Origin of the sequence: Neptunomonas sp., from assembly GCF_041601355.1 — a bacterium.
GTDB lineage: Bacteria > Pseudomonadota > Gammaproteobacteria > Pseudomonadales > Balneatricaceae > Neptunomonas.
In genome coordinates this window covers 18,275-45,158 of sequence record NZ_JBFIIH010000006.1, presented here as the reverse complement: position 1 = coordinate 45,158, position 26,884 = coordinate 18,275, and the positions used below count along the sequence as shown (strand labels likewise).

The following is a 26,884-nucleotide window of genomic DNA, read 5'->3' as shown; positions in this document are numbered from 1 at the left end:
GCAATACCAGCCAGCATAAGTGACTATTAATATCATGCCTATGCGTCGCTTACACTATAATCTCTGCGCTGGACGCAAACTGTTTTTCAAACAGCTCTATGGCTCTGTACAGCCTCATTTTTGCAGCACTCAAACTAATGCCGAGTGTCTGACTAATGCCTGCTAAGGATAACTCTAAATCAAACCTCAGCATTAAAATATCACGTGCATATTCGGGAAGTCCGTTCAGAATTTTACGAACGTCATCATTGTGCGCACTGTCCTCTGGCGGTGTATACAACACCTCTTCCTGATCAATCAACACCGTCATGTCATCTGTTAATTGGTAACGCTCTCGCTTTGCAAAAAAGCGATTACATTGATTATCCGCTATCGTAAATAGCCAGGTTTTAAAGCTTGACTCTCCTCTGAATGCACTTATATAACGATAACTACGGGAAAGTGCTTCTTGAACTACATCTTCAGCATCGGCGATATTATTCAATCGGCATAAACAACGATGAAACAATACAGCCCTATATCGATCTATCAATTCATCAAACAACCTTGGCGCATTTCTGTCCTGCTGCTGAATCAAGTCAATAAGCTCATTATCTGCCAGTGTTTGAATTTCAGATAAATTCATTTCCTAAATCCTTTTTATCTCTGCTATTGCAGCGAAGACAGAAATTTAGTTAACTTCACTCAACAAATCTAACTATGTTTTTTTGTTGATTTATAAAAAAATATTTATGAGAAGTTTATGGATCTTGAATTACTCAGAACATTTCTGGAAGTAGCTCGTACACGACACTTCGGGCACGCGGCACAATCTCTGCACTTAACTCAAGCGGCGGTCAGCGCACGAATCAAACTGTTGGAATCGAATCTTGGCGTACAACTTTTCGACCGTCTTAAACGAGATATAAAGCTAACCCCGGAAGGAAATCGTCTACTGCGCCATGCCGACCTTTTACTATCAGGCTGGCGTAAAGCACGCCAGGATGTTTCTGCTGGCGGAGCTAATCAGCAACTCTCTATTGGAGGAAGCCTCAGGCTCTGGGATGTGATGCTGCAACCCTGGTTACACACGTTACGTACTTCCTTGCCTGACATTGCCCTGATTGCAGAGTCTCATACACCCGAAGTACTCACTCGCCGCCTTTTGGATGGCGTTCTTGATATTGCTTTTATGCTTGAACCGGCACATCTGGATGTGCTGCAAATTCAGCAAGTCACTGTTCTTGAGCTAGACCTGATTTCCAGCAACCCGCACGCCTCACTTGAAGATGCCTTTGATAACAACTACCTGATGGTTGATTGGGGGCTTGCTCACGCACTCACGCACAAACGCCTGTTTCCTGATATTGCAGAACCCAATACACGCCTGGGTACGGCAACAATGGCGATTTCATATTTAAAATCCTTAGGAGGCAGTGCCTACCTGCCTAAGCAAGCTATTGAGCAGGAGTTGTTAAATGGCACATTGTGTTGCATCCCTGATGCTCCCACCATCAAGCACCCCGCCTATGCCGTTTTTCCTGTTCGCAGCGCTCGTTCAGACCTGCTTAAACAAGTCATCCAACTGTTTAACAACCAGACATACCTGAAGCCTTAACTTAAGCCTTACCTACCGACACAGACAATCAGACATAAAAAAGGCCCCTGCAATGCAGAGGCCTAATAAGGGGAAAATCAGAACTGCTTATTTCAAGCGGTAAGTCAGACCCATAGATAAGTTTTTATCCACCTCATCATTTGCTTCATAGTCTTCCAAGCTGACTGTAACGTCAAACTTCAGCGAGTTAGAGATATAGTAATAGAAAGATGATGACAACTCATTGTTAGTCACGTCTTCTGCATTTTCATAATCGATATGAGTCAGTACCCAAGAGTTTTCCCAGTCTACACGGTCACTGAGCTCATGCGTTAAAGTCATGTTGTTTGTGACAGTAAAACTATTATCATCATCATCCAAGACAGCAGTTAAGAGTGCTTCGTTGGAGAACTGAGTCGCATTGCTCAACGGACGATGATATTCAGCACCCAATTCAAGCAATGGATTACCATCAGAACCATCATAGTCTTTTAATACAGCACCGACACCGGCACGCACTAACCAGCCGTGCTTACGCGTAGAAAGACGCTCGTTTACCAGAACATCATATGACTTGATAGCACCTGCCGCGCCGATACCACCACCCAAGGCAGTTTCAATGTCCTGGATCCAGTTGATTTCATAATCTTCTGCGCCGTACTTAGAGCGATACTCATCTTCGCGAGCGATAATATTCGCAACAGCCTGATAGGCTGCTAAAGATGGTGTTTGTGTTAGAATGTTACGTTCGGTTAAGGCTTCAACCATACGGATAGCCCGTGCCATTGGCGTAACGTTAACGACACGCCCATAACCAAGACCCAGTGTTGCGGTAATCCGAGGATCATCCGCCCCTTTCTGCAGGCCTACATCACCCTTACCATACCAGAATGCGCCATTACTGTTTGGTTCGAAATAGTTATCCAATTCGACAGCACCGTATGCCTGATAATTAGAAACGCTTTTATCAGCAGCATTGCCGCCACGTGATTTGGTAGTATCACCCTCAAAGCTAAATGTAGTATTTCTGTCAGGTGTAGAAAGTACTTTTTCGAAATCTAAACTCAGATCCAGATCATAACTGGACTGATCCTGATTACCGCTTTTCGCGTCAAAGTTTGCGTTAATGTATGCATCTTCGTATGCAGAACTAGCTTCTTCATAGTCAAACAAAGTAACATTTTCTGCCATAGCCATTGAAGCACTGCTGCCTGCAACCACTGTAGCAATAACAAGGGCTAACTTATTGGATTTCATCTATCGACTCTCCTTTTCGGTCCTAAGACACTAATATTAGACACCTCACTTATATCCTATTAAGCAGGGCCTTTAAAAGCTTAGATACATCAATCTAGCCTAAAGTCACATATTTGTGGAGAAAATTTGAACTATTTTTAAAATAAAGTGTAAGACTCGATTATGTCGCACGTAAGCTCAGGATTTAAGCGTCAATCAATTTGTGTATCCTCTGCTGTACTATGCCTATCAAGGCATTTGGACATTGCCGATAATCAAAATAAGGTGTGCAAATGATATTACCGCTGATCCACACCCGCTGCTCGGCATCTAACGGTTGAAACTCTTTTTTAGGTTGAGACTCTTTTATAGGTTGAAGCTCTTTTATAGGTTGAGACTCTTTTATTAGTTGAGATTCTTTTAAAGGTTGAAACTCTTTTATTCGTTGAGACTCCTCCATATCAAGCCCCAGATGTGCCCAGCTGGCCTTACCTGCAACCAGATGTATAGTCGCACTCTCAACTAACTTACCTGAAAAACAGATAGCTTCCCTTTGGTGTAGTAAAGCGTGGTCACGATAGGCACGCCAATCGCCATCAGGCGATGCCAATTTAGCAAAAATAGTGAGTATTTTTCGCCAATGGTTACCATTGAGTGAAATCAATTCTGCCGCTGAGAACACGCCGCCGCGATGCATAGCAGAAGAAAGCACGGGGCGATTTGCAATATACAGCACTATCTGGGCTGTTGTGCTTCCCAGACAATCATTAAGATGATCGGCAGAACCTGCTGACTGGTTCTGACTGGTATCGGTACTCATACTCAGCTACTCTCCTTCGTTCTTTTGATACTACTGACGACAGGTTCATGTTGTGCAACAAACACTCCAGAAAAAAGGCATGATGCTTGCCTCCATCGGTGTCCTTATTCTTAGCTTTGACGCCATGCTTATTCGTTTGTCCGGCGTATCATCATGGGATGTTGTTTTCTGGAGAGGTTGGTTAATTTGTCTGGTGTTCACGACCCTGACTCTCTTGAAACGCCAACGAATCCAATGGCCAAATAATCGGGCACATTGGCTTTTAGCGGCACTTATTGCTGCATTATATGGCATCAATACGCTTTTATTTGTCTTTTCGATCAGCAATACCAGCACGGCCAATACCGTTGTAATTCTTGCCAGCTCGCCATTATTTGCAGCCATTTTTTCACGCTTATTCCTGCACGAACCCATTAAGCACAGGGTATTACTGGCTATCATCGCCAGCTTTATTGGTGTCATCACCATTTTTGCGGGCTCCTTTAACAGTGGTGGCTGGCTAGGGGACATAGCCGCTCTGTGTCTTGCCTTGTTTATGGGCATAGTCCTGACGCTGTTACGTCGTTATTCCGGGTTACCCTTACTACCCATCATAGCGCTGTCCGGTGCAGTTGCAGGCTTAATGGCAATACCTCTGGCCTCTCCCATGAGCTTGCCTGCTAACAGCTACCTGTGGTTAGCCATTATGGGATTAGTTCAGATGCCACTGGCTACCTGGCTACTGATGCTGGCTCCGCGGTTTATTCCCTCAGCTGAAGTCAGCTTATTTCTGTTAATCGAAACAATCCTCGGACCCGTCTGGGTTTGGCTGGCGGTAGGAGAAGAAACACCAGCGCGAACATTGCTGGGCGGTACAATTATTCTGAGTGCCATTTTTGCCAATACCATGGCAGCACTCTATGAACAAAAACAAAAACAAAAATGTAAAAGTGCCAACTAACCTAGTCTTCAAATAAATCTTCAGACAGGCCTTCAGGTAAGACTGGCAATCCTTGATATTTAGCGATAGCCTGATACCCATCAGTGTGATGATTAATCTGATCTCTGGAGCCTATTATGTTCGCATTTATCTCAAAGCGCTTTTCGCTACTGATTCAACATGACTCAAAGCACTTTTCACAAGAGAGCCCTTCTCTATGGAAAATGATTTTAAGTGTCCTGGCTGCAATTTTTGGTGTTCAATCTGAGCAGAATCGCCAACGCGATTTCAGCAAAGGTAGTGTATGGAGATTCGCTATCCTTGGCCTGATTGCACTGATAGTTTTTATCATAGCCGTGATTTTACTGACTCGCTGGGCACTCTCGCTCGCGGGTGCATAATGTTATTTAACAGCACAATGATCTCTTTTAGATGCATGGTTAGCACAAATATAACCAAATAAATTTTTTATCCATTTATTATATTGACTTACATCAACACCTGACTGCTATACTGAGCCACACAAACGGACGGATAATAACAAAAGCTAGGACGGAATTCGGGTCATATAAACCTGATCGATCCCCGTCACTACCGACGTTGCAGCAGTAACAATGTTAAAGGCTAAAACGATATAAATCTGACCGCCTGAATGTTGTTTAACAACGCCCCTAGTAGACAGTTTTCGAGCAGGGTAACACCCGGAAGGGGAACCTGTAATGAAAGTAAGTAGACTGATATTGTTACTTATATCCATAAGTAGCATCCCATCTGCACGTGCAGAATGGGCCCTCAATATGCCCCGCGGCGTGACTGAAATCAGCCATTCAGTCTTTGATCTGCACATGATCATTTTCTGGATATGTGTCGCGATCGGTATTGTTGTATTTGGTGTGATGTTTTGGTCTATATTCCACCATCGCCAATCGAAGGGAGCACAAGCCCACCACTTCCACGAAAACACTTTCGTTGAGATCATCTGGACACTGGTTCCATTTGCTATCCTCATCGCCATGGCCATTCCAGCTACCGCAACACTGGTAAAAATGTATGACCCATCTGATGCTGACATTGATATTCAGGTTACCGGTTATCAATGGAAATGGCGTTACCAGTACCTCGGCGAAGATATTGATTTTTTCTCCAACACCACTACACCAAAAGAACAGATCAACAACGAATCCGAAAAAGGCGAGAATTACCTACTAGAAGTTGATAATCCATTGGTTATCCCTGCCGGAAAAAAAGTTCGTTTCCTGATCACCTCAGTCGATGTTATTCATAGCTGGTGGGTTCCCGCTTTCGCCGTCAAAAAAGATGCTATCCCTGGCTTTATCAATGAATCCTGGACCAATGTACCTGAGCCTGGCATTTACCGCGGCCAGTGCACAGAACTCTGCGGCACATACCATGGATTTATGCCGATCGTCGTCGATGTCAGACCTCAGGCAGAATATGAACTGTGGCTTGCTGAAATGAAACAAGCCAAAGCTGACGAGATCGCTGCAGCTACGCAAAGCATCAGCATGGAAGAGCTAATGGTCAAAGGCGAAGCCGTTTACAAAACCGCATGCGCTGCCTGCCATCAGGAAAACGGAGAAGGTATCCCTAATGTATTCCCGGGACTTAAAAATAGCCCGGTTGCAACCGGCGATATTAATGAACATATCAATATCGTGCTGAACGGTAAGCCTGGCTCTGCCATGCAGGCATTCCGTGAGCAACTCAGCGCCGTCGACCTTGCAGCTGTCATCACGTATGAACGTAATGCCTGGGGTAACGATAGCGGCGACATGGTGGAACCTGCCGCCATCGACAAACTAAAAATGGCTGCAAAGCAATAGGAGGCTGATGATGAATACCATGGCAAAGGTTGAGCATACAGAACATCACGGCCCCGCAGCCGGTTTAACCCGCTGGCTTTACACGACCAATCACAAAGATATCGGCACCCTCTATTTGTGGTTCAGCTTTGCGATGTTCCTGACCGGGGGGTGTATGGCGCTGATGATAAGAGCAGAACTCTTCCAGCCCGGTTTACAGTTGATACAGCCTGAATTCTTCAACCAAATGACCACCATGCACGGGCTCATCATGGTATTTGGTGCCGTCATGCCCGCCTTTGTCGGCTTAGCGAACTGGATGTTACCGATGATGGTCGGCGCACCGGATATGGCGCTGCCTCGCATGAACAACTGGAGTTTCTGGATTCTGCCTTTCGCGTTTGCCATGATGCTAAGCACACTCTTTATGGAAGGCGGCGCACCTAACTTTGGCTGGACATTTTATGCCCCCTTGTCCACTACTTATGCTCCTCCGAGTGTTACCTACTTCATTTTTGCCGTACATATGATGGGGATCAGCTCGATAATGGGTGCCATCAACATTATCGCAACTATCCTTAATATGCGCGCCCCCGGCATGACGATGATGAAACTACCACTGTTCGTCTGGACCTGGTTAATCACCGCTTTCCTGCTGATCGCGGTGATGCCGGTGCTGGCAGGTGTCGTCACTATGATGCTAATGGATATCCACTTTGGCACCAGCTTCTTCAATGCTGCCGGCGGGGGTGACCCGGTATTATTCCAGCATGTTTTCTGGTTCTTTGGCCATCCGGAAGTGTACATAATGATCTTACCGGCCTTTGGCATTGTGAGTGAGATCATTCCTACCTTTGCGCGCAAACGGCTGTTTGGATACAGCTCCATGGTCTATGCCACCTCATCGATCGCGTTTCTCTCGTTTATCGTTTGGTCCCATCATATGTTTACGGTCGGCCTACCGTTAATGGGTGAGCTGTTCTTTATGTACGCCACCATGCTGATCGCGGTTCCTACCGGTGTAAAAGTGTTCAACTGGGTCGCTACTATGTTTCGTGGCTCCATGACCTTTGAAACACCCATGTTATTTGCTATCGCTTTTGTCGTGCTGTTCACTATAGGCGGATTTTCCGGCCTGATGCTGGCGATTGCTCCTGCGGACTTCCAATATCACGACACCTACTTTGTGGTCGCTCATTTTCATTACGTTTTAGTACCTGGTGCCGTATTTGCCATCATGGCAGGTGTCTATTACTGGCTGCCCAAATGGACGGGGCACTACTATCCGGAAGCGATGGGAAAGGCACATTTCTGGTGTAGCTTTATCGGTGTGAACCTGACATTTTTTCCAATGCACTTCATCGGTTTAGCCGGGATGCCACGCCGCATACCTGATTACGCATTGCAGTTTGCAGACTTCAACATGGTCGCCTCCATCGGTGCTTTTATCTTTGGCTTTTCGCAACTCATTTTTCTGGTACTGATTATTAAAACTATCCGTGGAGGCAGTCCCGCCACATCCGAAGTATGGGATGAGCCCGCGGGTCTAGAGTGGACGGTTGCATCGCCTGCTCCCTATCACACCTTCACGACACCCCCTGACGTTAAGTAGTAGGTAGCTGCCATGAAGCCGGTGAAATCAGCTCAGCAAAAAAACCGATCCATCGTACGCACGCTGATATTGAGTAGCGTGCTGATGTTTGGCTTCGGTTTTGCTTTAGTGCCGCTTTATGATGTCTTCTGTCGTATCACCGGGCTAAACGGCAAGGTAGTGAACACCGGACCGAATGCACCGACAGGCAGTGACAAGAGCAGAACCGTTCGCATCCAGATGATTGCCGTCAACAATGACTCGATGCCGTGGGAGTTCCGGGCTCTATCGCCTATGGTGACTGTCTATCCGGGAGAAAGTAAGCAGGCAGCTTATCTGGCACACAATCCTACTGCTGTAAAAATGGTCGCGCAGGCCATTCCATCAGTATCTCCGTCAGAGGCGGCCCAGTACCTGCATAAAGTCAATTGCTTTTGCTTTGATCGACAGCCACTGGAGAGTCTCGAAAGCAGAGAAATGCCCTTGGTATTTGTCATCGATCCGGATTTGCCCGACTACATCAGCACAATTACTTTGTCCTATACGCTCTTCGATATCACCTCGACACAAACCGCTGAAAGCGATCTCTTATCTAAATCAGCTCAACCCAATAGCACAGGGAGGAACACATTATGAGTCATGAGACTTACTATGTACCCGCGCAAAGCCGCTGGCCGATTTTGGCCTCTATTGCCCTATTCCTGTTAGCTTATGGTGCAGGCAATCTGATCAATGGGCTCAAAACCCAAACCGGGGGAACCGGGCTGGTGTTACTCTTGTCCGGTACCTTTATGATGAGCCTGATACTCATCGGCTGGTTCCGCCACGTGATTAATGAAAGCATGGACGGCAAATACAGCCCTCAGGCAGACCTGTCCTTTCGATGGGGAATGAGCTGGTTTATCTTTTCAGAAGTAATGTTCTTTATCGCGTTCTTCGGTGCACTTTTTTATGTACGTACACTGGCGGTTCCGTGGCTGGGTGGCGAAGGTGACAAAGGCGTTAGTAATATGCTCTGGCAAGGCTTCGAAGCACAATGGCCGTTGCTCACGACACCTGATATGGAAAAATTCCCAGGCGCTAGTGCGGTAATCAACCCCTGGCACCTGCCGCTGATTAATACCGCTATTCTTATTTCCTCCAGCTTCACTATTACATTGGCGCATCACGCTCTGAAAGCCGGTCGCCGCTCGGCTACCATTCTCTGGCATGGCCTGACAATTCTATTAGGTATCATCTTTTTATCTTTTCAGATTGCTGAATATGTAGAGGCTTATCAGGAGCTGGGCTTAACACTGCACTCAGGCATTTACGGTGCGACCTTCTTCATGTTGACGGGCTTTCACGGGGTGCATGTCACATTAGGCACACTGATGCTGATTATCATCTGGCTACGTGTTCTGAAAGGTCACTTTACACCTGATAACCACTTTGGATACGAGGCAGTTGCCTGGTACTGGCACTTTGTAGATGTCGTTTGGGTAGGCTTATTCTTATTCGTGTACGTATTTTAAGACGCAGCCACTAACGCTCAGGAAATCTACCTAAAGCCAAGGAGCATGTGAGACTAACTGGCCACTGAAAAAACCATAGACGACTAAGGCTAACAAAAGCACGCAAAACAGCACACGCAGATACAAGGAATAGACAATACGACGGGATGAGCCACCATCCCTGATAAGAAAAAAAAGGCCGCAAAAAAGACTAACGACGGCTCCAAGAAACATTAGTAGAAGCAGGATCTTGATCATATGAGTAACCTCCAATGCGGATATATGCATAGTAAAGACCGGCAGCGTAATCTATTCAAGTGGATTCTCGCTCTGCAGGCTTTGCTTATCTGCTCGTTACTCGTGTTTTTAGGCAACTGGCAACTGCACAGAGCTGCTGAAAAAGAGCAGCTTTTACTACAATTTACACAAGGAGAGCTTAAGCAAAACAGCAGCGCTGCTCCGATTCACTTATTTGACAAAATCGAGCTCAGTGGGCAGCTCTTAACAGATCACTATTTCTTTTTAGATAATCGTACATGGCAAGGACAGGTTGGCTATGAAGTCATCGCCGCATTAAAGACGAATCAAGCCCATGTTGAATTAATCAGTCTGGGATGGTTGGCAGCACCGCGCGACAGAAACCTATTACCTTCCCTGACACTCCCCGGTAGCCTGCTTAATGTCATCGCTTATGCCGATAAGCCTTCTAAATCCCTGCTACTCGGCGACGATACCTGGACGCAGAGCTGGCCAAAACGTATTCAACAGCTTGATGTTAGCAAAATCTCCAGCGCGCTCAACACACCTGTTTCTGAGTGGCTGTATCGTCCGGTGAGTCAGGTCATACCCGAGCTTACTCTCACATGGAAGCCCGTTGTCATGCCACCGCAACGCCATACTGGCTATGCCGTTCAATGGTATGGACTGGCGACTGCCTGGTTAATTTGTAGCGCCTTTTTAGCGCGAAAAATGTTTATCAATAAGGAGAGCAGTGTATGAACCGCTTAAATTTCTGGCTCATTTGGTTGTTTGGCGCCGGCCCGATGCTACTGGCCGTGTTTCTGTATTTTAGTGGCTACTCGCCAGCAAGCAGTAGCCAACGCGGTGAATTACTACCTCCGGGGTCTACATTAAGCGATTGGGGGTTAATCGACCCCAGCGGCAAAAAGCGCGACGCCAATGGCCAATGGCAATTACTACTGACGAGTAAAGCGCCTTGTATTGAGCGTTGTGCCTATTGGCAAAAACAACTACCACAAATCAATCAGGCACTGGGTAAAGACAGAGACCGGGTTATCTGGGCACTGGTGGCAAATAACCCGCAAGATGATCAGCCCGGTAGCGATCAATTATCACACCTGGAGAATAGTATTTGGCTGGCAGACCCCAATGGTAACTTAGTTTTACAGTACTCGCTGGATCAAACGCCCAAAGATCTATTAAAAGATCTGAAACGCTTACTGAAAGTTTCACGGATAGGCTAATGAAGAGACGGAGCAATCATCATGCAGCGTAGTTTATGGGTTCTCGCCAACTCAGCTTTACTGCTCGCGCTTGTAGTCGTATTGCTCGGTGGCTGGACGCGCCTTAATTACGCAGGATTAGGCTGTCCTGACTGGCCGGGCTGCTATGGCACACTGGTTCTGCCAAGCGCGCCCGAAAGTTTACAGCAACTACAAAGCGCTTTTCCAGACCAACCCATTGATACCTACAAAGGATGGCTGGAAATGACTCACCGCTACGCGGCTGGGACACTGGGTTTATTAATACTCGGGATCGCTATAATCAGTTATAGAATCCGTAAAACTGAGCTATCTCTGGGCTACTTACCAACGCTATTACTCATTTTGGTAACTATACAGGCACTGTTCGGCATGTGGACAGTTACGTTAAAACTGCTGCCACCCATTGTTACCCTGCATTTACTTGGTGGGCTGCTCACTCTGACTTTACTCTTTATGTTGCAAGCAAGGCTGAGAGGAAACGCAATCGGCGCGCTACCAACGGTTGCTCAAAAAGCCCAATGTAGCAACGACATCACTCCTTCAGGCAATACTCCTGCCAACAGGACGCCTGCAAATAAGACTTTTGCATCAACTGGCGCAAGTACTGGGCAAGGCATCCGTTTTAAGGTTTTCATCGGCATTATTCTTCTTTTTTTCCAGTTAGCACTCGGTGGCTGGACCAGTGCAAACTATGCTGGCTGGGCATGCTCTGATTGGATCGTCTGTCACCAGGATAGGAATATCACGCTGGATTTTGCACGTGGATTTGAACTAACAACCGATCTTGAAGCCAACTATGAAGGTGGCTTATTGCCATTAGAAGCCCGTGCCGCCATTCAAATGACACACCGCGTCATGGCCTTGTTGCTGATCGGCTATCTGTTGTGGCTGTCCTGGAATCTACAAAAACTGTCAAGTGCATTCAAACGCCCACTTCAACTGGTACTGCTTTTAGCGATTACACAGGCCGGCCTGGGAGCTGCCAACGTTATCTGGGCGGTACCCTTATCATTAGCGACTGCACATCATGCGGGAGCCGTATGTTTATTACTTGCGATGTTATGGCTATACCAGCGCAGCACTCGATTCTCCAAAGGGGGCACATATGCAGCACTCTAATATCAAACACTCCACGATACAGCAATCTGATCATATTACTCCATCACCCAGTATTGCAGCAGCGTCGCATTGGCGAGACTACTTAGGTCTGTGCAAGTTAAAAGTCGTCGCCGTGATGCTATTAACAGTACTGGTCGGCATGTGTCTGGCCGTCCCTGAGTTACCCGCCTTCAGTACTCTTTTCTGGGGGTTAAGCGGTATAGGTCTGGCTTCCTGTTCTGCGGCGGCCGTCAATCATGTTGTCGATAGCCATATTGATGAAAAAATGGCCCGAACACGCCATCGACCGCTACCTCAGGGGAAAGTCACCCACCAGCAAGCCCTGTTATTCGCTGCCGTTATCGGGGTAACAGGCATCACAACTCTGGTTATATTCATCAATCCTCTCACCGCCTGGCTGACACTGGCATCACTTATCGGCTATGCCTTTGTCTATTCCATGTGGCTGAAACGTGCGACACCGCAGAATATTGTGATTGGTGGCGTCGCAGGGGCGGCCCCTCCTTTATTAGGCTGGGTCGCTGTCACCGGTTCACTGGACGCCAATAGTCTTCTGCTGATGCTGATCATATTTGCCTGGACCCCTCCACACTTCTGGGCATTGTGTATTGCACGAAAAGCAGACTACCAAAAAGCCGGTATCCCTATGCTTCCGGTTACCCATGGCGAAGCATTTACCAAGCTACAGATTATCCTCTATACCCTACTGATGGTCGCCACCACTGCTTTCCCCTATCTGACTCAAATGAGCGGCGAGCTTTACTTAATAGGCGTAGTAGCTCTGAATTTAAGATTCATGCAGTGGGCATGGAAAGTGTACAACAGCGACGACAAACAAGTGGCGATGGGCATGTTCAGATACAGTATTACCTACATCATGATGCTGTTTGTTGTGCTGCTCATTGATCATTACTATGCATTTTTTTCATGAGGGGGAAAGGCACCAAACAGAACATTACAGATCTAATATTTTTAAGCAAAGAGTAAAAAAGTTTAATTTGAAAAAACGCAGTAAATAATAGAAAGCAACTCATATAAAGTAACTGATATAAAGTAACTGATCGGCGTGTCAACCAGACGGGCGATAACGCCATAAGGGAGAAAATGCATGTTTGTTCAACATATGATGGGGATCCTCTACCACCCTAAAACAGAGTGGAAAATGATAAAAGACGAACACTATTCAGTAATGCATGTGTTCTTGGCGCAAATCAGTATATTGGCGGCCATACCGGCAGTGTCACTGTTTATCGGCACCACCCAGATCGGCTGGAGCATTACCGGTGGTGAGTTCATCAAGTTACAGACATCCAGCGCGCTAATGGCAGCCGTTGCTTTCTATTTTGCCATGTGGGTTGCTGTTGGTTTAATAGCCTACGCAATACGCTGGATGGAAAAAACCTATGGCGGTGAAGCGTCGTATGAGGATTGCTTGCTGCTCACTACTTTTACGGCAACACCGATGTTTCTTTCGGGCTTGGCTGGCCTTTATCCTATGCTGTGGTTAAACGTCATGGTGGTATTAGCCGCACTTACTTATAGTATTTACCTTCTCTACACTGGCGTACCTATCGTCATGCAGATCCCTGAAGACCGCGCTTTCCTATTCGCGTCATCAGTACTGACTGTAGGGCTATGTGTGCTCGTTGGCTTAATGGTGACTACGGTGATTCTCTGGAGCACGGTGATACCGCTTAATTATATTTCCGGGTAAGCACTTCATCCTAAAACTACAGTAAGCAAGAAAGCACAGTTGATTGAAAACCTGTAGAAAAAAAAGCCCCGATACTTAATCAGTAGCGGGGCTTTTCTATGCGTCAAACATACTTAACTATGAGTGAATTTAGCATCTGTATAAATACGAAAAGCCGCTTCCCACACAGGACCCACTTTTCCATCACCTACCGGCTTACCTTCAATCTGTACAATGGGTGCGATCTCTTTAGAAGAACTGCTGATCCAAACCTCATCCGCGTTATACACTTCATCCATGCTGACGATACGCTCTTCTACCTTGATTGAACCGTCAGCCTTGAGACTATCTATGATAATACGACGCGTGATACCCGGCAGAATCTGGTTATCCTGAATGGGTGTAATAACCACACCGTCTTTAACGATATAGGCATTCACTGAACTACCTTCTGTCAGTTCATTCTTAGCGTTATACAGCAAGCACTCACTATTACCCGACGCATGGCCTTGCTGAAAGTGCATAACATTTCCCAGCAGTGCTGTGGATTTAATATGACATCTTTTCCAACGCAAATCTTCAGATGTCGTTACAGTGTAGGCATGTACCTTTTCACGATCAACTGGCTCAGGATCTTTAATACCGAAGGTGAAACAAAAAATAGTCGGTTCTACATTTTCCGGGTAGGCATGAAAACGTTTAACATCGGTACCACGCGATACATGAACATACACGCCCAGATTATTAGTTGCGCCCTGGTTACGTGCAATCAGATCGTCTAACAGAACTTTCCATTCATCAGCAGACTTTTTGCATTTGATTTCAATTGCTGCCAATCCATTAATCATACGTTCAATATGAGGCATTAAACCGACTGATTTCCCAGAATAGTAGGGAATCACTTCATAGATACCGTCACCAAACAGAAAGCCACGATCCAGAGGTGAAATACGAGCTTCTGCCAATGGAAGATACTCACCGTTTAAGTATGCGATACTCATAATTATTTACCTCTTAATATGTGCGTAATATATACGTAATATGTGCGTAATATGTGCGTGATGTGCTTGCGGACTGACGATAAATTGATTTTCTGCAGCAAGCTGCCAAGTCTTTCGATTATTCGCTGAAGTCGCTATGAAAAGCAAGACAGCCTGAATGTTTATAAAACTGAAGAATATTTATATTACAGAAAGTGAATTATATGCAAGCAATAGAATAATTAAACAAAAAACATCTGCTTATTAAATAAAAACCAGATTATTTGTTAATTATTATATTGATATCAGAATATTCAACTAGTGAAATTTCACCATAAAGTATACCTTTAATAACCTAATCGTCACAGCACAATTAACACCTACTTAATAAAACCGACATAAAACGCGTCACGCTATTAAACAACAGACACTGACAATATACTCTAATACTTACCTTCTTTTCCGGTTACGCGGTAAATCTATGCGCCTACGCAATCTAGCAACATTTATTACAGTAGCCCGCCTGGGCAGTTTCCATGCTGCTGCCCAGCAACTGCATGCCAGCCAACCCGCCATTTCAGCACGCATCATTGCGCTGGAAGAAGAGCTTGGCGTTAAACTATTTAGCCGTGACAAGAGCGGCACGCGAATTACTGCCTGGGGAAACCAATTACTACCTTATGCAGAAAAACTCCTGGCTATCAGTCAGGAAATGAAAGCGCAGGTCAGTCAGGATAAACCGCAAAAAGGATCGTTACGCATTGGTATTGCCGATACGTTAGCACATTTATGGTTGTCATCTTTACTCAAACACTGGCAGGAAGAATACCCATTGATCTCATTTGAGTTGACCAGCGATGTCACTCCAACACTCATTCGCCAATTGCAGAATCATCAAATTGATCTGGCACTGATGGTTGCTGAACAGAGTATTCCGCCGAATCTGGTAATCGATCCGTTATGCAGCTACCCGCAATGCTGGGTCGTCATACCCAGCCATCAACTTGCCAACCAGCCGGTATGCAGCATTGAAGAACTAGCGGCGTCGCCTATCCTGAGCTTCCCAAGAGACAGCCGCCCCTGGCATTTTTTACAGCAGTACTTCAGCTCATTGAATGAGCCGCCGGTTATCCACACCTGCAGCTCAGTGGCCAATCTACTAACATTAGTGCGCCAGGGTGTCGGGATTGCTTTATTGCCTAAACCTTTAGTTGAGGAATCATTAAAAAGCCAAGAGCTGGTGACATTGCAAACGCAAGCAGAGCCTCCTGAGCTGGCTTTTTGTTATAGCTGGCGATTAGATGACGACCGCGTTCTGCCCAGATTGCTGGCAGATAGCAGTCGCGCCATTATGCAGTTTTCAGCAGCAGGGTGACCGGATCAAAACCCTTTTAAGCCATACCGATTATCTGGCGAAGCTGCAGTAATACAGCTTCACCCTCACTCGGATCAAGCCCATCTTCAGTCAACTCATTCTGGCGGGTAACACCATCAACACTGCCCAGATTTGAAAGGTATTCAAGAATTTCACGTGGCTTAACACTGGCAAGAAGATCGATATCATTGAGTACACTCAGCATCGCCAGGATACCATACGCTCCCCAGTTAGAAACGTCAGCAATCAGTAACTCATCAACCCGCGTTGTCGCCGAGACAATGTCCAGATCTTTAAGAGCTTCGGTAATGTTACCCATACCAATTTCATTACCACCATCACCAATGCCGATCGTCGGACATTTGGCGTTATTGATAAAGGTATCGAAACAGGCAGTACGCGCACTGATACTCTCGCCGCGCATATTGTAATAACCGCCATCAGCCGCTTGCCCGGGACGCTCAATAGACAGCACAGCATCCGGCTGAAAATGATACAGCGCTTTAAACGCTTCCAGCGCGCGCTCCTGATGCTCGCCTACGCGAATCTCATGCACTCGGTAGTTTTGCATTAACGCCTGAGACACCGGAGGCCCGCAAACAATAACCGGGGTTGCACCCAGTGTTTCCAGCGCATCATAAAGCGCAATAGCACCCACCGGCCCATCCGTTTCAAATGTATCGATCACAGGGAAACCTGTGCCTATCAATACGTGCCCTTTGCACTTGTTCAGGATACGAGCGGCACGCAGGTAATAACCCGTTTGCAGTGCTGACTGTACGGTTTTCATTCCGCGTAAATTACGCGCCACCAGCGCATCTTCAATTTGCAAACTCAGCGTAGCGTCATCCGCTCTGTTTTGATTGTTCACTATTCTTTCTCCGAAAATAAGGGGGCAGGTTCAGGCGATACGTTGTAGTGCGGTGGTAATAAATCGCCGCTCAGCCAAACAATTAATGTTATGCGCCTGTTCGAGGCTAATCTCTTCAAAGCTGAGTTTAGAGCCGGGCATCCGTTGTGATAATTTTGCGGTGTCACGAGCAATAACTGAGCCGATTTTTGGATAACCCCCAATAGTCTGGCGATCATTCAGCAACACGATGGGCTGCCCATCTGCAGGGATCTGAATAGCGCCATGACAGATACCTTCAGAAAGAATACCATCAAGCATTGATTGAATTCGCTGCCCTTCCAGACGAAATCCCATGCGGTCAGCACGGTCTGTTAAGGTATATTCACTGGAAAAAAACAAACGTTGTTGAACGGGATCAAAGCTATGCTGCTGATAGCCGAGAATCACTCGTAGCGTCGCACCCTGCAGGTAATCAGGTTGTTCAGACTCAGGCAGCGCCCAAAGAGTATCCGTATGATGGCTCTTGCACGCAAGAATATCGCCTTGCTGCAATTTCTGACCGTTCAGCCCACCGATCGCTTCGCGAGTAACCGTAGCTGTGCTGGAAAAGGTTTTTTCCATCTGAAATCCACCTGCCACAGCCAGATAAGCACGCGTACCCGCCGTCGTAAAACCCAACTCGATTTTATCACCGGCTTTGATCTTGTGACCTTGCCAGCGTTGCGCTTCCTGTCCATTTATTTTGAACGGCATATGCGCGCCCGTCACGACCAGAATAGTATCGACTTGCGCTTCAAGCACTAAGCCTCCAATGCTGATTTCCAGTGCAGTCGCGTTCAGGTCATTTTCACAGAGGCGATTGGCCCATTTAAACGCATCAGCGTCCAATGGTCCTCCGTTGGTGAGTCCTATACGATGATGACCGTAACGTCCACCATCTTGTATTAAGGTTAGCAAACCCGGCTGCTTTACTAAGAAACCACTCATAGCTCACCTCCCAATGCTAAAAACTCACTACGATCTATGGCTGAAAAGCGTACGCTGTCACCCACCTTCACCGGCATCGACGGACTGGCCTTTGGATTAAACATCGGTGTCGGGCATAAACCAATCAGATTCCAACCACCCGGGGATACCGACGGATACACGGCAGTCTGACGATCAGCTATCGCTACTGCACCACGCGGAACTTTCAATCGGGGAGTGCTTAAGCGAGGCGCAGCAATGCGTGGATCCACCTCTCCCAGAAAAGCAAAACCTGGTGCAAAGCCTATAGCATAAACGCGGTACTCCATCTCGCAATGGATTTTAATAACCTCGTCAACACTCAACTGCGCACGTCGTGCTAAATCCTCTAAGTCCGGGCCTGACTCACTACTGTAATACACAGGTAAAGCAATGACCGAGCCTTCCTGTTGTGTCGCATCACCGAGCTGTTGCAGCGTTTCACGAATATGGCGACGCACAGCGAAATGATCGGTTTTATATTGGTCGTAAATCACCATGAGTGACGCATACGACGGCACCATATCAATTAAGGTATCAGCCATCACCGCTTCCAGTCGGGCTGCTGCCAGCTGAACCTGAGCGGATACCAATGGATCAGCCACTTCACCAAAATAGATGATGATGGCGTTTTCGCCTGCAATTTCGACTTTCATTTTGCATTATTCCCCAGGTTAGTGCTCCCTGAGCCAGTACTCCCGGAAATGAGTTGACGAATCTCCTCGATAGCCTGCACACCCGTCATGTTATCGCCATGTACACACAAGGTATCCGCATGCAAATTCAGTGTATGCCCACTTACACTGGTAACCGTACCGGTAGTTGCCAGTTGAACCACCTGAGCCAACATCTTCTCTTTATTATGAACTGCACCTTCAAGTGTGCGTGATAGCAACTTACCATCGTCGGCATAGCAACGATCGGCAAAGGCTTCAAACCACAGATTCAAACCAAATTTGGCCGCTTCAGCTCTGTGTTTTACTGCATCAGGGGTGCCCTGCAGCATTAAAAATATCGGGCGATGATAGCTGGCAACGGCTTGCATAATACTGCCGCGAACTGCTTCATCAGCCATCATATCATTGTAGAGTGCACCGTGCGGTTTCACATACTCAAGCGATAACCCCATGGATGCCGACATACCATCCAGCGCAGCAATCTGGTAAAGAACCAAGGCTTGTATTTCAGCATCACTGGCTTTCAGGGAGCGTCGCCCAAACCCTACCAGATCAGGATACCCCGGATGTGCACCCACAGTAACACCGTATTTTTTTGCCAACGCTAATGTTTTTTGCATCACCAGAGCGTCACCCGCATGGAAACCACAGGCGATATTTGCCTGATCAATATGCGGCATTACCGCATGATCCATCCCCATATTCCAGGAACCAAAACTTTCACCCAAATCGCTATTAAGTTTTAACGTCATATTATCTCTCCTGGTTACGCTTACATGATAGCCAGATGGCTGTTGGGGATATCCGTCACCAACATGTGACCAGGGCTATGCGTGATACAGAAAGGCGGACGTGCTTGTTCAATAGCCACCTGCGGTGTGACACCACATGCCCAGAATACCGGCACTTCGCCCTCTTTAATGGTAACAGCATCACCGAAATCAGGCTGGTTAATATTACTGATACCGATATCTTCCGGGTTACCGAAATGCAGGGGTGCGCCATGCACAGAAGGAAATCGTGTACAGATCTGGATAGCGCGTATTGCATCTTTCGGTTTCATCGGGCGCATACTGACAACAGTAGTACCGCTAAAACGCCCGGCAGGACGACAAGCAATATTGGTGCGATACATCGGCACATTGACACCTTCGGTGATATTGCGCACCTCAAGCCCATCGGCAATCAACGCTTCTTCAAAGGAAAAAGAACAACCCAACAGGAAGGTGACAAGATCATCACGCCAGAATGGGCGAACATCCGTTACTTCCTGAGTCAGCATTCCGTTTTCATAAATACGGTAACGCGGGATATCGCAACGGATATCAAGATCCTTACCCAAATCCGGCAACAGGAAATCGCCGGGGTTAGCCGACATACCGATAACAGGACAAGGCTTTGGATTCAGCTGGCAAAACTGCAAAAACTCATTCGCCCACTCCTTTGGCATAATCGCCAGATTGCCTTGCACAAAGCCTTTTGAATAACCTGATGTATTACCTGCAAATTCACCGCTACGAATTAACTGGCGAAGATCGTAAGGGGAGATATTAACGTCCATAGCGTGCCTCAAGTTTGTGTACTATTTAAACAATTGATCCATCATCATAGCTTGCTCTGTTAAGTGGTCTATTGTCTAATGAAAAATAATTACTACAGCTGATAAATTTATTTTATCAAAAAAACCCGATATCCACAGACATCCAACACAACAACTGATTAGTATACAGAGCATCAGCACTGTGATGACTGGCTTTTCACTACGAAGCAAGTAAAGTAGCAAACTCATGGCTTAACTGACAACGGATCTATCAATGCTACTTTCAGATACCTCTTTACTGGCACTTATTGCGTTGAGCAGCATCGCCTGCCAATGGCTGGCATGGCGGTTGAAGTTACCCGCAATCCTGTTTCTGTTATTAACGGGTATTTTACTTGGCCCCGTTAGCAACACACTCGATCCGGACGCTCTCTTTGGCGACTTACTGTTCCCTTTCGTGTCGTTATCCATCGCAATTATTCTATTTGAAGGTAGCCTGACACTGCACTTTGATCAGGTTCGCGATGTCAGCAAAGTCGTTCGGCGGCTCGTTACCTGGGGAGCGCTCATCACATGGGCGCTAATCGCTCTTGCTTCCTACTGGGTCATTGGACTATCCGCTGAACTGGCCGCGCTCTTTGGCGCATTAGTGGTGGTCACAGGCCCTACAGTGGTGGTTCCCATGTTACGTACATTACGTGCGACCAGCCGCATATCAAATGTGCTTCGCTGGGAAGGGATCATAATTGACCCCATCGGCGCGTTGATGGCAGTACTGGTTTTCGAGTGGATAATATCCAGACAACAAGCCAGCGGATTAATCTCACATACGCTACTGCTATTCGGCGAAATTATTCTGGTTGGTGCAGGCTTAGGCGCACTGGCAGCATTTCTATTAGCTTATGTTATCCGCCATCACTGGTTACCTGAATATCTGCATGCGTTTGGCTCTCTCGCATTAGTGTTAGCAACATTTACTCTGTCTAACCATCTGGCACATGAGTCAGGGTTATTAGCGGTTACTGTCATGGGTATCTGGCTTGCCAATGCCAAAGGCATACATATCGATGAGATACTAACCTTTAAAGAAAACCTGACCATCCTGCTGATTTCCGGCTTATTTATTCTGCTGGCAGCACGTCTCAATCTGGAAAGTCTGATCTCATTAGGCTTGCCGGCTTTGGCCCTGCTCGCCATCATTCAGTTTGTAGTTCGTCCCATATCAGTCGGTTTATGCAGCATCGGCAGCGACCTTAGCTGGCAAGAGAAAGGACTGATCGCCTGGGTCGGCCCACGTGGCATTGTGGCAGCAGCAGTATCTGTGTTCTTTGCACTGCGTTTAGAAGAAAGTGGCTACGCAAATGCTGATGTTCTCACCACTCTGACCTTTTCTGTGATTATCGGCACCGTTGTCTTCCAAAGTGCTACGGCAGGCTTTGTGGCACAGAAGCTGGGCGTCACCGAACCTGAATCAAAAGGACTGGTCATCATTGGCGCTAATAAGGTCGCCCGTGCCATAGCTGAGGCACTGAAACAGCAAGATATCCCGACTTTATTAATCGACCCCAGCTGGGAAAATATCAGCGAAGCCCGGATGTCCGGTTTTACAACATTGCATGGCAACCCGCTATCAACAAGCGTCTCAGAAAAGCTCGAACTAGGGGGCTACGGGCAACTTCTGGCGGCAACCCCACAACATGAAATTAATACTCTGACCTGCCTGCACTTTCGCAGCGAGTTTGAAACACGCTTTATCTATACCATCAAAACAGATAAAAGCACCTCACTGGCATCCAGAAAAGCGGTCGCCAGTGAGCATCAAGGGAATATTCTGGGGCAGGATAGTTTTTCATTTAAAGAAATATACAGCCTGCTAACACAGGGGGCCCGTATAAAAGCGACCAAATTAAGCAGCGACTACCCATTGCCACGCTGGGAAGCCGAACACAGCACTTCACGATCCTTACTCATGGCGATTACCCCGGATGGTCGACTGCGTTTCTTTTCCCCCAACAGCACACTGGTGGCTAAAGAAGGCTGGACACTCCTGTCAATCGATACTCTAGCGCATGTCGTGAAAGAGGAGAGCCATCAAGCGCTGCTTACTTCTGAAAACAGAGCGTCGATATGAGCACTATTTTATGCAGCGCTCCCTCATCCTGCTCTGATGCGGCAGAAGCCCTTCAGGGCTTTATCGATACACATCCACGTTTAGTCGTATTAACAGGTGCAGGCATCAGCACTGATTCTGGGATTCCCGATTACCGGGATCGCCACGCACAATGGAAACGCAAACAACCGGTGCAACATCACGATTTCATGCAGAGCCTGGAAACACGCCAACGTTTCTGGGCCCGAAGTTTAATTGGCTGGCCAATGATGCGCGACGCCAAACCTAATACAGCACACCTGAAGCTCGCTGAAATGGAGCGTGCAGGCCATATCCCGCTTCTGATTACACAAAACGTTGATGGTTTACATCAACAAGCCGGGCATCAGAATATTATCGACCTGCATGGCCGTTCTGACCGTGTTCTATGCACAGAATGTACAGCGCAATACAGCCGGGATCAGGTCCATTTCTGGATGCTGGAGGAGAATGAGGACTTTAAGCATTTCCAGGCAACGGCCGCACCGGATGGAGATGCAGACCTGGAGAATATAGATTTCTCTCTATTTAACGTCAGCACCTGCCCGATATGCAATGGCACACTCAAGCCCGATGTGGTTTTTTTTGGGGATAATGTACCTCGCGAACAGGTTGAACGCTCGCTTAGCCAGCTTCAGCAAGCCGATGCATTGCTTGTCATCGGCTCGTCATTAATGGTCTATTCCGGCTTTCGTTTTTGCAAACGTGCGCATGAGTGGGGCATACCCATTAGCGCACTGACTCTGGGGAAAACACGCGCTGATCAACTGCTAACGCTAAAAATAGATGCATCGATTAAAAACACGCTGGAACAGATAAAGTAAATCATCGAAACTCACATTTGACATTATCAACGCCATACTATAACAAACACTCTCCTTTATAAGACTGATTGATATACAAGATTCGCCCGAATAGCCCATTTCAATATTTACATCGTCGTCATGGAAGCGCTAGAATTTAGATAAGTCAGGATTAAAAGATTGGGGCTGCCTGTCCTAGTTAATACTCTGATTTACTGTTATCTCAGTTGTGTAACTGAGAGATATTCCGAAATTTAAAAAAGAGTACTTATACCGTGTCAGATACACAAACCGGAACCGTCAAGTGGTTCAACGATGAAAAAGGCTTTGGGTTCATTGAGCGCGAAAGCGGCTCGGATCTATTTGTTCATTTCCGTTCAATTATCGGTGAAGGCCGTCGCACCCTAACCGAAGGGCAGGCTGTCAGCTTCGTAGAAGTCCAGGGGCAGAAAGGCCCTCAGGCAGATCAGGTAACGCCGCTGTAAGGTGAATTTTTTGTCTGCCAAAAATAGAAAGCAGGCTGATATGAGCCTGCTTTTTTTTGCTGTTTTATGCGCTGGCGGCCTTCATCTCAGCTGTTTTGGCCCATTCCGGTGGCTTGTGGTAGCGACCCACAACCGAGCTCATGACGGCAAAGGCAATAAAAGAAAACGAAACCTGCTGAAACTCAAATAAGGTTAATGCGACAACAATAATCAACACATCCCCAAGCATGGTTGTTTTTCCGGGATGGATCGCAAAGCGACGCTCCAAATACATCGCCAGTATATTTAACCCACCCAGTGATGCGTTATGACGAAAAAGAATGATGAGTCCGAAACCAATCAACATCCCCCCCAACACGGCAGCGAACAGCGGTTCAACCTCGATGTGCAGATATCGATGCATTAGTTCCGTTAATAAAGATAATAAAGAAATACTGCAAAAGGTTCGAAAAGCAAAACTCCACCCCATATAGCGTAACGCTAAAAAGTAGAATGGCAGATTAAGAATAAAGAATAGTTGCCCGAATGATAAATCGCTAAAACTTTGCAATATCATCCCAATTCCAGCCGTTCCACTGATCAACAACCGGGCTGAGTTAAGTATATGTATCCCTAATGCAACCAGGAGACATCCCTCAAGAATAGATAACCAACGATGCGTTGTATGCATAATACACCCCTAACATCGGCTCCGGCTTTTGACCAGAGACCTGAAAAGAACAACCTGATAATTTCTTGTGGAAAACACAGGCGCGGTGCCAGTAACGGCTATAGGATCTATGCAGAAGCTATGCCAGTTAAAGGACGCGTATTATGAGTAAAATTAAGAAAAAGTGCACCATTTAAAACCAAACCTGATATTTCACGTTTGAAAACGACAAAAAATGATGCACTTTTTAAACACAGAGCTACTTTACTATCGTCAATCCAGATCAGCGGAAAAACTTAGACGCCAGACCTGCCAAACCACTAACCCCGCCAACGGCTTCCAACAAACCACCGGCTGAGCTGTTATTATCAATCAATTCCGGAATCATATCTGACAACGCACTGCTTGCCTGTTGTTCTTCCAGACCCAGTGAAGCTGAAAACTCCTGCACTTCCGACTGCCCCAGCATAGCAAGCACCTGATCCACTGATAAGCTGCTGTTTTCGCCATCACCCAACCATGATTGAGCCAACGAAGCTAATCCACCACCACTGAATTTTGAAATCAGATCACTCAGATCAATCTGGCCATCTGCGCCGCCTAATAGCGACCCCAGAGCGCTCGACACCTGCTCAGAATTGATCCCACCGGCTGATGATCCCAGCTTGCTCAAAAACAGATCGGTTGCCACTTTTAGTAAATCCATCGGTTTAGTCCCTTTTGTTTTGATATAGGAGATGTGCGTATCTAAAATGTTCAGATATCTTACATAATCACCAACACGCTACGCCCTTCAACATGAATCGCATGTTAATTCTGATAAGCACCCGCCGACTGCATAAAGCCATGCACACCGGTTAATACAATCTGCGAAGCCATTGCCGCCAGAATCAAACCGGTCACTTTACTTAAAACATTCAACCCTGTTTTTCCCAGAATTCTCTCCATCCAGGCAGAAAGATGCAGGCACACCAGCAAACTGAATAATGCCAATACCAAACCGATCAAACCGTAGGCCATATCTAATCCGTGCAATTCCGCGCCATACACCAAAATAGTACCGATGGTGGCCGGGCCTACAATTGTGGGAATCGCCAAGGGAACAACCGACACATCATCACGCTGCTCAGAAGGCACCTCAGCATTCGCTCTGACACCGTCTCTTACCAGACTAATGGCAGAAAGAAACAGCAGAATACCTGCACCGATACGAAATGAATCCAGCGTTATACCCAATAAAGCAAATAGAGGAGAGCCGAAAAAGAAAAGCACCAGACTGATACACAAAGCTGCAAATACCGCACGATTGGCCGTCGAACGTCTTACGGCCAACGAGTCTGTTCGCGTCAGAGCCAAAAACATGGATACCACAAAAAAGGGAGCGAACAGAAAAGCAAATTTAACCCAGGTAGAAAGAATCAGAGTCATAGTAGAGCCATCTCAAAAGGGGTGATCATCATCAACAAAAAAGCCGCCTCAAAAGACGGCTTTTTTCAGACGCATCGCTTTAAACGATTTTTGCATCCAGCTTACCAGCCGCATAGGCCTCAGCCATATTTTCCAGCGAAATCGCATTGATTTTAGATGCCTGACCCGCCGCACCAAATGCTTCATAACGAGCAATACAGATACCGCTCATCGCATCGATAGTTTTCTGCAGGTATTTACGAGGATCAAATTCGGCTGGATTTTCAGCGAGGAAACGACGAATCGCACCGGTAGATGCCAAACGCAAATCCGTATCAATATTGATTTTCCGTACGCCGTGTTTAATACCTTCGACAATCTGTTCAACCGGAACGCCATAAGTTTCCGGGATCTCTCCACCAAACTGATTAATCACTGCCAACCACTCCTGAGGTACTGAAGAGGAGCCGTGCATAACCAAGTGGGTACCAGGGATACGCTGATGAATCGCTTTAATACGATCAATCGCCAGAATATCGTCCGTCGGTGGACGCGTAAATTTGTAAGCACCGTGAGATGTACCACAAGCGATAGCGAGTGCATCCACATTAGTTTTACGCACAAAATCAGCCGCTTCGTCAGGATCAGTCAACATCTGATCGTGTGATAAAGTGCCTTCAGCGCCGACGCCGTCTTCTTCACCAGCCTGCCCGGTTTCCAAAGACCCCAAGCAACCCAGTTCACCTTCCACAGACACACCACAGGCGTGAGCCATCTCAACAGTGCGACGTGTTACATCAACATTATACTCATAGCTGGATGGGGTTTTCCCATCAGTCATCAACGAGCCATCCATCATAACAGAGGAAAAGCCCATCGCAATGGAGCGTTGACAAATAGCAGGAGAGGTACCGTGATCCTGGTGCATACACACCGGGATGTGAGGGAACTCAGCGATAGCAGCCAGAATCATGTGACGCAGGAAATTAGAACCTGCATATTTACGCGCGCCCGCAGAAGCCTGCACAATCACCGGAGAGTTGGTTTTGTCAGCCGCTTCCATAATGGCACGCATCTGTTCCAGGTTGTTTACGTTATACGCTGGGATGCCGTAGCCATTTTCGGCAGCGTGGTCCAACAGCTGACGCATTGATATTAAAGCCATTGTGTTTCACCTATTACTTTA

The 26,884-nt window shown here is 46.8% G+C and carries 30 protein-coding genes; 16 read left to right on the top strand and 14 right to left on the bottom strand.

Features of this window, described 5'->3' with window-relative positions:
* Window positions 1–49: 49 nt before the first annotated feature.
* Entirely contained in the window at window positions 50–625 is a 576-nt protein-coding gene (locus ABY436_RS02010) for an RNA polymerase sigma factor (RefSeq protein WP_372737357.1), read from the bottom strand.
* A 117-nt stretch (window positions 626–742) separates the two neighbouring features.
* On the opposite strand from ABY436_RS02010, the gene ABY436_RS02005 reads away from it, so the two are divergent.
* On the top strand, window positions 743–1,597 hold the full coding sequence (locus tag ABY436_RS02005) for a LysR family transcriptional regulator (protein WP_372737356.1): 855 nt from the start codon (window positions 743–745) through the stop codon (window positions 1,595–1,597).
* Between the two features lie 87 nt (window positions 1,598–1,684).
* Here the strand turns inward: ABY436_RS02005 and ABY436_RS02000 are convergent, their stop codons facing one another.
* Window positions 1,685–2,833, bottom strand: coding sequence for a DUF481 domain-containing protein (locus ABY436_RS02000; RefSeq protein ID WP_372737355.1), 1,149 nt, complete (start codon window positions 2,831–2,833; stop codon window positions 1,685–1,687).
* Between the two features lie 184 nt (window positions 2,834–3,017).
* Window positions 3,018–3,632 carry a hypothetical protein gene (locus ABY436_RS01995; protein ID WP_372737354.1) on the bottom strand — a complete coding sequence of 205 codons (615 nt, stop codon included), beginning with the start codon at window positions 3,630–3,632 and terminating at the stop codon, window positions 3,018–3,020.
* A 52-nt stretch (window positions 3,633–3,684) separates the two neighbouring features.
* On the opposite strand from ABY436_RS01995, the gene ABY436_RS01990 reads away from it, so the two are divergent.
* From ABY436_RS01990 to ABY436_RS01965, 6 genes are all read left to right on the top strand, one after another.
* The gene (locus ABY436_RS01990; protein ID WP_372737353.1) at window positions 3,685–4,572 is read left to right on the top strand and encodes a DMT family transporter; all 888 of its coding nucleotides are present in this window, start codon (window positions 3,685–3,687) and stop codon (window positions 4,570–4,572) included.
* Between the two features lie 116 nt (window positions 4,573–4,688).
* Window positions 4,689–4,952 (top strand): DUF2970 domain-containing protein, encoded by a 264-nt coding sequence (locus tag ABY436_RS01985; protein ID WP_372737352.1) that lies wholly within the window; start codon window positions 4,689–4,691, stop codon window positions 4,950–4,952.
* Window positions 4,953–5,270: 318 nt separating this feature from the next.
* Window positions 5,271–6,395 (top strand): cytochrome c oxidase subunit II, encoded by a 1,125-nt coding sequence (coxB, locus tag ABY436_RS01980; protein WP_372737351.1) that lies wholly within the window; start codon window positions 5,271–5,273, stop codon window positions 6,393–6,395.
* A 7-nt stretch (window positions 6,396–6,402) separates the two neighbouring features.
* Entirely contained in the window at window positions 6,403–7,986 is a 1,584-nt protein-coding gene (ctaD, locus tag ABY436_RS01975) for a cytochrome c oxidase subunit I (RefSeq protein WP_372737350.1), read from the top strand.
* A gap of 12 nt (window positions 7,987–7,998) precedes the next feature.
* Window positions 7,999–8,601, top strand: coding sequence for a cytochrome c oxidase assembly protein (locus ABY436_RS01970; protein WP_372737349.1), 603 nt, complete (start codon window positions 7,999–8,001; stop codon window positions 8,599–8,601).
* Window positions 8,598–9,479, top strand: coding sequence for a cytochrome c oxidase subunit 3 (locus ABY436_RS01965; protein ID WP_372737348.1), 882 nt, complete (start codon window positions 8,598–8,600; stop codon window positions 9,477–9,479). Before ABY436_RS01970 ends, ABY436_RS01965 begins: the two co-directional genes overlap by 4 nt.
* 30 nt (window positions 9,480–9,509) lie before the next feature.
* Here the strand turns inward: ABY436_RS01965 and ABY436_RS01960 are convergent, their stop codons facing one another.
* The gene (locus tag ABY436_RS01960; protein ID WP_372737347.1) at window positions 9,510–9,716 is read right to left on the bottom strand and encodes a DUF2909 domain-containing protein; all 207 of its coding nucleotides are present in this window, start codon (window positions 9,714–9,716) and stop codon (window positions 9,510–9,512) included.
* On the opposite strand from ABY436_RS01960, the gene ABY436_RS01955 reads away from it, so the two are divergent.
* The 5 genes from ABY436_RS01955 to ABY436_RS01935 all read left to right on the top strand — a co-directional run bounded on the left by ABY436_RS01955 (window position 9,717) and on the right by ABY436_RS01935 (window position 13,796).
* Window positions 9,717–10,457 (top strand): SURF1 family protein, encoded by a 741-nt coding sequence (locus ABY436_RS01955; RefSeq protein WP_372737346.1) that lies wholly within the window; start codon window positions 9,717–9,719, stop codon window positions 10,455–10,457.
* A complete protein-coding gene (locus ABY436_RS01950; protein WP_372737345.1) occupies window positions 10,454–10,942 on the top strand; it encodes a hypothetical protein in 489 nt (162 codons plus the stop codon). Before ABY436_RS01955 ends, ABY436_RS01950 begins: the two co-directional genes overlap by 4 nt.
* A gap of 21 nt (window positions 10,943–10,963) precedes the next feature.
* The gene (locus tag ABY436_RS01945; RefSeq protein WP_372737344.1) at window positions 10,964–12,082 is read left to right on the top strand and encodes a heme A synthase; all 1,119 of its coding nucleotides are present in this window, start codon (window positions 10,964–10,966) and stop codon (window positions 12,080–12,082) included.
* Entirely contained in the window at window positions 12,069–13,013 is a 945-nt protein-coding gene (gene cyoE / locus ABY436_RS01940; protein ID WP_372737343.1) for a heme o synthase, read from the top strand. Before ABY436_RS01945 ends, cyoE begins: the two co-directional genes overlap by 14 nt.
* Window positions 13,014–13,190: 177 nt before the next feature.
* A complete protein-coding gene (locus ABY436_RS01935) occupies window positions 13,191–13,796 on the top strand; it encodes a Yip1 family protein (protein WP_372737342.1) in 606 nt (201 codons plus the stop codon).
* Between the two features lie 113 nt (window positions 13,797–13,909).
* Here ABY436_RS01935 and ABY436_RS01930 read toward each other — a convergent pair whose 3' ends face one another.
* Entirely contained in the window at window positions 13,910–14,776 is an 867-nt protein-coding gene (locus ABY436_RS01930; protein ID WP_372737341.1) for an aminotransferase class IV, read from the bottom strand.
* Between the two features lie 460 nt (window positions 14,777–15,236).
* On the opposite strand from ABY436_RS01930, the gene ABY436_RS01925 reads away from it, so the two are divergent.
* Window positions 15,237–16,130, top strand: a complete 894-nt coding sequence (locus ABY436_RS01925) for a LysR family transcriptional regulator (protein ID WP_372737340.1) — start codon at window positions 15,237–15,239, stop codon at window positions 16,128–16,130.
* Window positions 16,131–16,146: 16 nt separating this feature from the next.
* Here the strand turns inward: ABY436_RS01925 and ABY436_RS01920 are convergent, their stop codons facing one another.
* From ABY436_RS01920 to ABY436_RS01900, 5 genes are read right to left on the bottom strand one after another with little or no spacing between them, the layout of a single operon-like run.
* Window positions 16,147–17,001: a DUF4392 domain-containing protein gene (locus ABY436_RS01920; protein ID WP_372737339.1), complete on the bottom strand. Its 855-nt coding sequence runs from the start codon at window positions 16,999–17,001 to the stop codon at window positions 16,147–16,149.
* Between the two features lie 30 nt (window positions 17,002–17,031).
* Window positions 17,032–17,970 carry a biotin-dependent carboxyltransferase family protein gene (locus tag ABY436_RS01915; protein ID WP_372737338.1) on the bottom strand — a complete coding sequence of 313 codons (939 nt, stop codon included), beginning with the start codon at window positions 17,968–17,970 and terminating at the stop codon, window positions 17,032–17,034.
* Window positions 17,967–18,644: a 5-oxoprolinase subunit PxpB gene (gene pxpB / locus ABY436_RS01910; RefSeq protein WP_372737337.1), complete on the bottom strand. Its 678-nt coding sequence runs from the start codon at window positions 18,642–18,644 to the stop codon at window positions 17,967–17,969. Before pxpB ends, ABY436_RS01915 begins: the two co-directional genes overlap by 4 nt.
* The gene (locus tag ABY436_RS01905) at window positions 18,641–19,417 is read right to left on the bottom strand and encodes a 5-oxoprolinase subunit PxpA (protein WP_372737336.1); all 777 of its coding nucleotides are present in this window, start codon (window positions 19,415–19,417) and stop codon (window positions 18,641–18,643) included. Before ABY436_RS01905 ends, pxpB begins: the two co-directional genes overlap by 4 nt.
* 20 nt (window positions 19,418–19,437) lie before the next feature.
* Window positions 19,438–20,226 carry a putative hydro-lyase gene (locus ABY436_RS01900; protein WP_372737335.1) on the bottom strand — a complete coding sequence of 263 codons (789 nt, stop codon included), beginning with the start codon at window positions 20,224–20,226 and terminating at the stop codon, window positions 19,438–19,440.
* Between the two features lie 253 nt (window positions 20,227–20,479).
* Between ABY436_RS01900 and ABY436_RS01895 the strand changes: the two genes are divergently transcribed.
* The 3 genes from ABY436_RS01895 to ABY436_RS01885 all read left to right on the top strand — a co-directional run bounded on the left by ABY436_RS01895 (window position 20,480) and on the right by ABY436_RS01885 (window position 23,642).
* The gene (locus ABY436_RS01895) at window positions 20,480–22,336 is read left to right on the top strand and encodes a cation:proton antiporter (protein ID WP_372737334.1); all 1,857 of its coding nucleotides are present in this window, start codon (window positions 20,480–20,482) and stop codon (window positions 22,334–22,336) included.
* Window positions 22,333–23,178, top strand: a complete 846-nt coding sequence (locus ABY436_RS01890) for an NAD-dependent protein deacetylase (protein ID WP_372737333.1) — start codon at window positions 22,333–22,335, stop codon at window positions 23,176–23,178. The genes ABY436_RS01895 and ABY436_RS01890 overlap by 4 nt, the downstream gene beginning before the upstream one ends.
* A gap of 254 nt (window positions 23,179–23,432) precedes the next feature.
* Window positions 23,433–23,642, top strand: a complete 210-nt coding sequence (locus tag ABY436_RS01885; protein ID WP_372737332.1) for a cold-shock protein — start codon at window positions 23,433–23,435, stop codon at window positions 23,640–23,642.
* 64 nt (window positions 23,643–23,706) lie between these two features.
* On the opposite strand, the gene ABY436_RS01880 is transcribed toward ABY436_RS01885, so the two are convergent.
* From ABY436_RS01880 to fba, 4 genes are all read right to left on the bottom strand, one after another.
* The gene (locus ABY436_RS01880; RefSeq protein WP_372737331.1) at window positions 23,707–24,312 is read right to left on the bottom strand and encodes a YitT family protein; all 606 of its coding nucleotides are present in this window, start codon (window positions 24,310–24,312) and stop codon (window positions 23,707–23,709) included.
* Between the two features lie 262 nt (window positions 24,313–24,574).
* Complete coding sequence (locus ABY436_RS01875; protein WP_090723606.1) at window positions 24,575–24,997, bottom strand: YidB family protein; 423 nt, start codon at window positions 24,995–24,997, stop codon at window positions 24,575–24,577.
* A gap of 104 nt (window positions 24,998–25,101) precedes the next feature.
* Window positions 25,102–25,719, bottom strand: a complete 618-nt coding sequence (locus tag ABY436_RS01870) for a MarC family protein (RefSeq protein ID WP_372737330.1) — start codon at window positions 25,717–25,719, stop codon at window positions 25,102–25,104.
* Window positions 25,720–25,798: 79 nt separating this feature from the next.
* Window positions 25,799–26,863: a class II fructose-bisphosphate aldolase gene (gene fba / locus ABY436_RS01865; RefSeq protein ID WP_372737329.1), complete on the bottom strand. Its 1,065-nt coding sequence runs from the start codon at window positions 26,861–26,863 to the stop codon at window positions 25,799–25,801.
* Window positions 26,864–26,884: the final 21 nt, after the last annotated feature.

Bases quoted from the DNA above. Each gene is read 5' to 3' on its own strand.
- ABY436_RS01880 (WP_372737331.1), bottom strand. From the start codon at position 24,312: ATGCATACAACGCATCGTTGGTTATCTATTCTTGAGGGATGTCTCCTG.
- ABY436_RS01965 (WP_372737348.1), top strand. From the start codon at position 8,598: ATGAGTCATGAGACTTACTATGTACCCGCGCAAAGCCGCTGGCCGATT.
- ABY436_RS01900 (WP_372737335.1), bottom strand. From the start codon at position 20,226: ATGGACGTTAATATCTCCCCTTACGATCTTCGCCAGTTAATTCGTAGC.
- fba (WP_372737329.1), bottom strand. From the start codon at position 26,863: ATGGCTTTAATATCAATGCGTCAGCTGTTGGACCACGCTGCCGAAAAT.
- pxpB (WP_372737337.1), bottom strand. From the start codon at position 18,644: ATGAAAGTCGAAATTGCAGGCGAAAACGCCATCATCATCTATTTTGGT.
- ABY436_RS01955 (WP_372737346.1), top strand. From the start codon at position 9,717: ATGAGTAACCTCCAATGCGGATATATGCATAGTAAAGACCGGCAGCGT.
- ABY436_RS01950 (WP_372737345.1), top strand. From the start codon at position 10,454: ATGAACCGCTTAAATTTCTGGCTCATTTGGTTGTTTGGCGCCGGCCCG.
- ABY436_RS02000 (WP_372737355.1), bottom strand. From the start codon at position 2,833: ATGAAATCCAATAAGTTAGCCCTTGTTATTGCTACAGTGGTTGCAGGC.
- ctaD (WP_372737350.1), top strand. From the start codon at position 6,403: ATGATGAATACCATGGCAAAGGTTGAGCATACAGAACATCACGGCCCC.
- ABY436_RS01890 (WP_372737333.1), top strand. From the start codon at position 22,333: ATGAGCACTATTTTATGCAGCGCTCCCTCATCCTGCTCTGATGCGGCA.
- ABY436_RS01985 (WP_372737352.1), top strand. From the start codon at position 4,689: ATGTTCGCATTTATCTCAAAGCGCTTTTCGCTACTGATTCAACATGAC.
- ABY436_RS01875 (WP_090723606.1), bottom strand. From the start codon at position 24,997: ATGGATTTACTAAAAGTGGCAACCGATCTGTTTTTGAGCAAGCTGGGA.
- ABY436_RS02010 (WP_372737357.1), bottom strand. From the start codon at position 625: ATGAATTTATCTGAAATTCAAACACTGGCAGATAATGAGCTTATTGAC.
- ABY436_RS01915 (WP_372737338.1), bottom strand. From the start codon at position 17,970: ATGAGTGGTTTCTTAGTAAAGCAGCCGGGTTTGCTAACCTTAATACAA.
- ABY436_RS01970 (WP_372737349.1), top strand. From the start codon at position 7,999: ATGAAGCCGGTGAAATCAGCTCAGCAAAAAAACCGATCCATCGTACGC.
- ABY436_RS01960 (WP_372737347.1), bottom strand. From the start codon at position 9,716: ATGATCAAGATCCTGCTTCTACTAATGTTTCTTGGAGCCGTCGTTAGT.
- cyoE (WP_372737343.1), top strand. From the start codon at position 12,069: ATGCAGCACTCTAATATCAAACACTCCACGATACAGCAATCTGATCAT.
- coxB (WP_372737351.1), top strand. From the start codon at position 5,271: ATGAAAGTAAGTAGACTGATATTGTTACTTATATCCATAAGTAGCATC.
- ABY436_RS02005 (WP_372737356.1), top strand. From the start codon at position 743: ATGGATCTTGAATTACTCAGAACATTTCTGGAAGTAGCTCGTACACGA.
- ABY436_RS01905 (WP_372737336.1), bottom strand. From the start codon at position 19,417: ATGACGTTAAAACTTAATAGCGATTTGGGTGAAAGTTTTGGTTCCTGG.
- ABY436_RS01945 (WP_372737344.1), top strand. From the start codon at position 10,964: ATGCAGCGTAGTTTATGGGTTCTCGCCAACTCAGCTTTACTGCTCGCG.
- ABY436_RS01995 (WP_372737354.1), bottom strand. From the start codon at position 3,632: ATGAGTACCGATACCAGTCAGAACCAGTCAGCAGGTTCTGCCGATCAT.
- ABY436_RS01870 (WP_372737330.1), bottom strand. From the start codon at position 25,719: ATGACTCTGATTCTTTCTACCTGGGTTAAATTTGCTTTTCTGTTCGCT.
- ABY436_RS01935 (WP_372737342.1), top strand. From the start codon at position 13,191: ATGTTTGTTCAACATATGATGGGGATCCTCTACCACCCTAAAACAGAG.
- ABY436_RS01930 (WP_372737341.1), bottom strand. From the start codon at position 14,776: ATGAGTATCGCATACTTAAACGGTGAGTATCTTCCATTGGCAGAAGCT.
- ABY436_RS01895 (WP_372737334.1), top strand. From the start codon at position 20,480: ATGCTACTTTCAGATACCTCTTTACTGGCACTTATTGCGTTGAGCAGC.
- ABY436_RS01925 (WP_372737340.1), top strand. From the start codon at position 15,237: ATGCGCCTACGCAATCTAGCAACATTTATTACAGTAGCCCGCCTGGGC.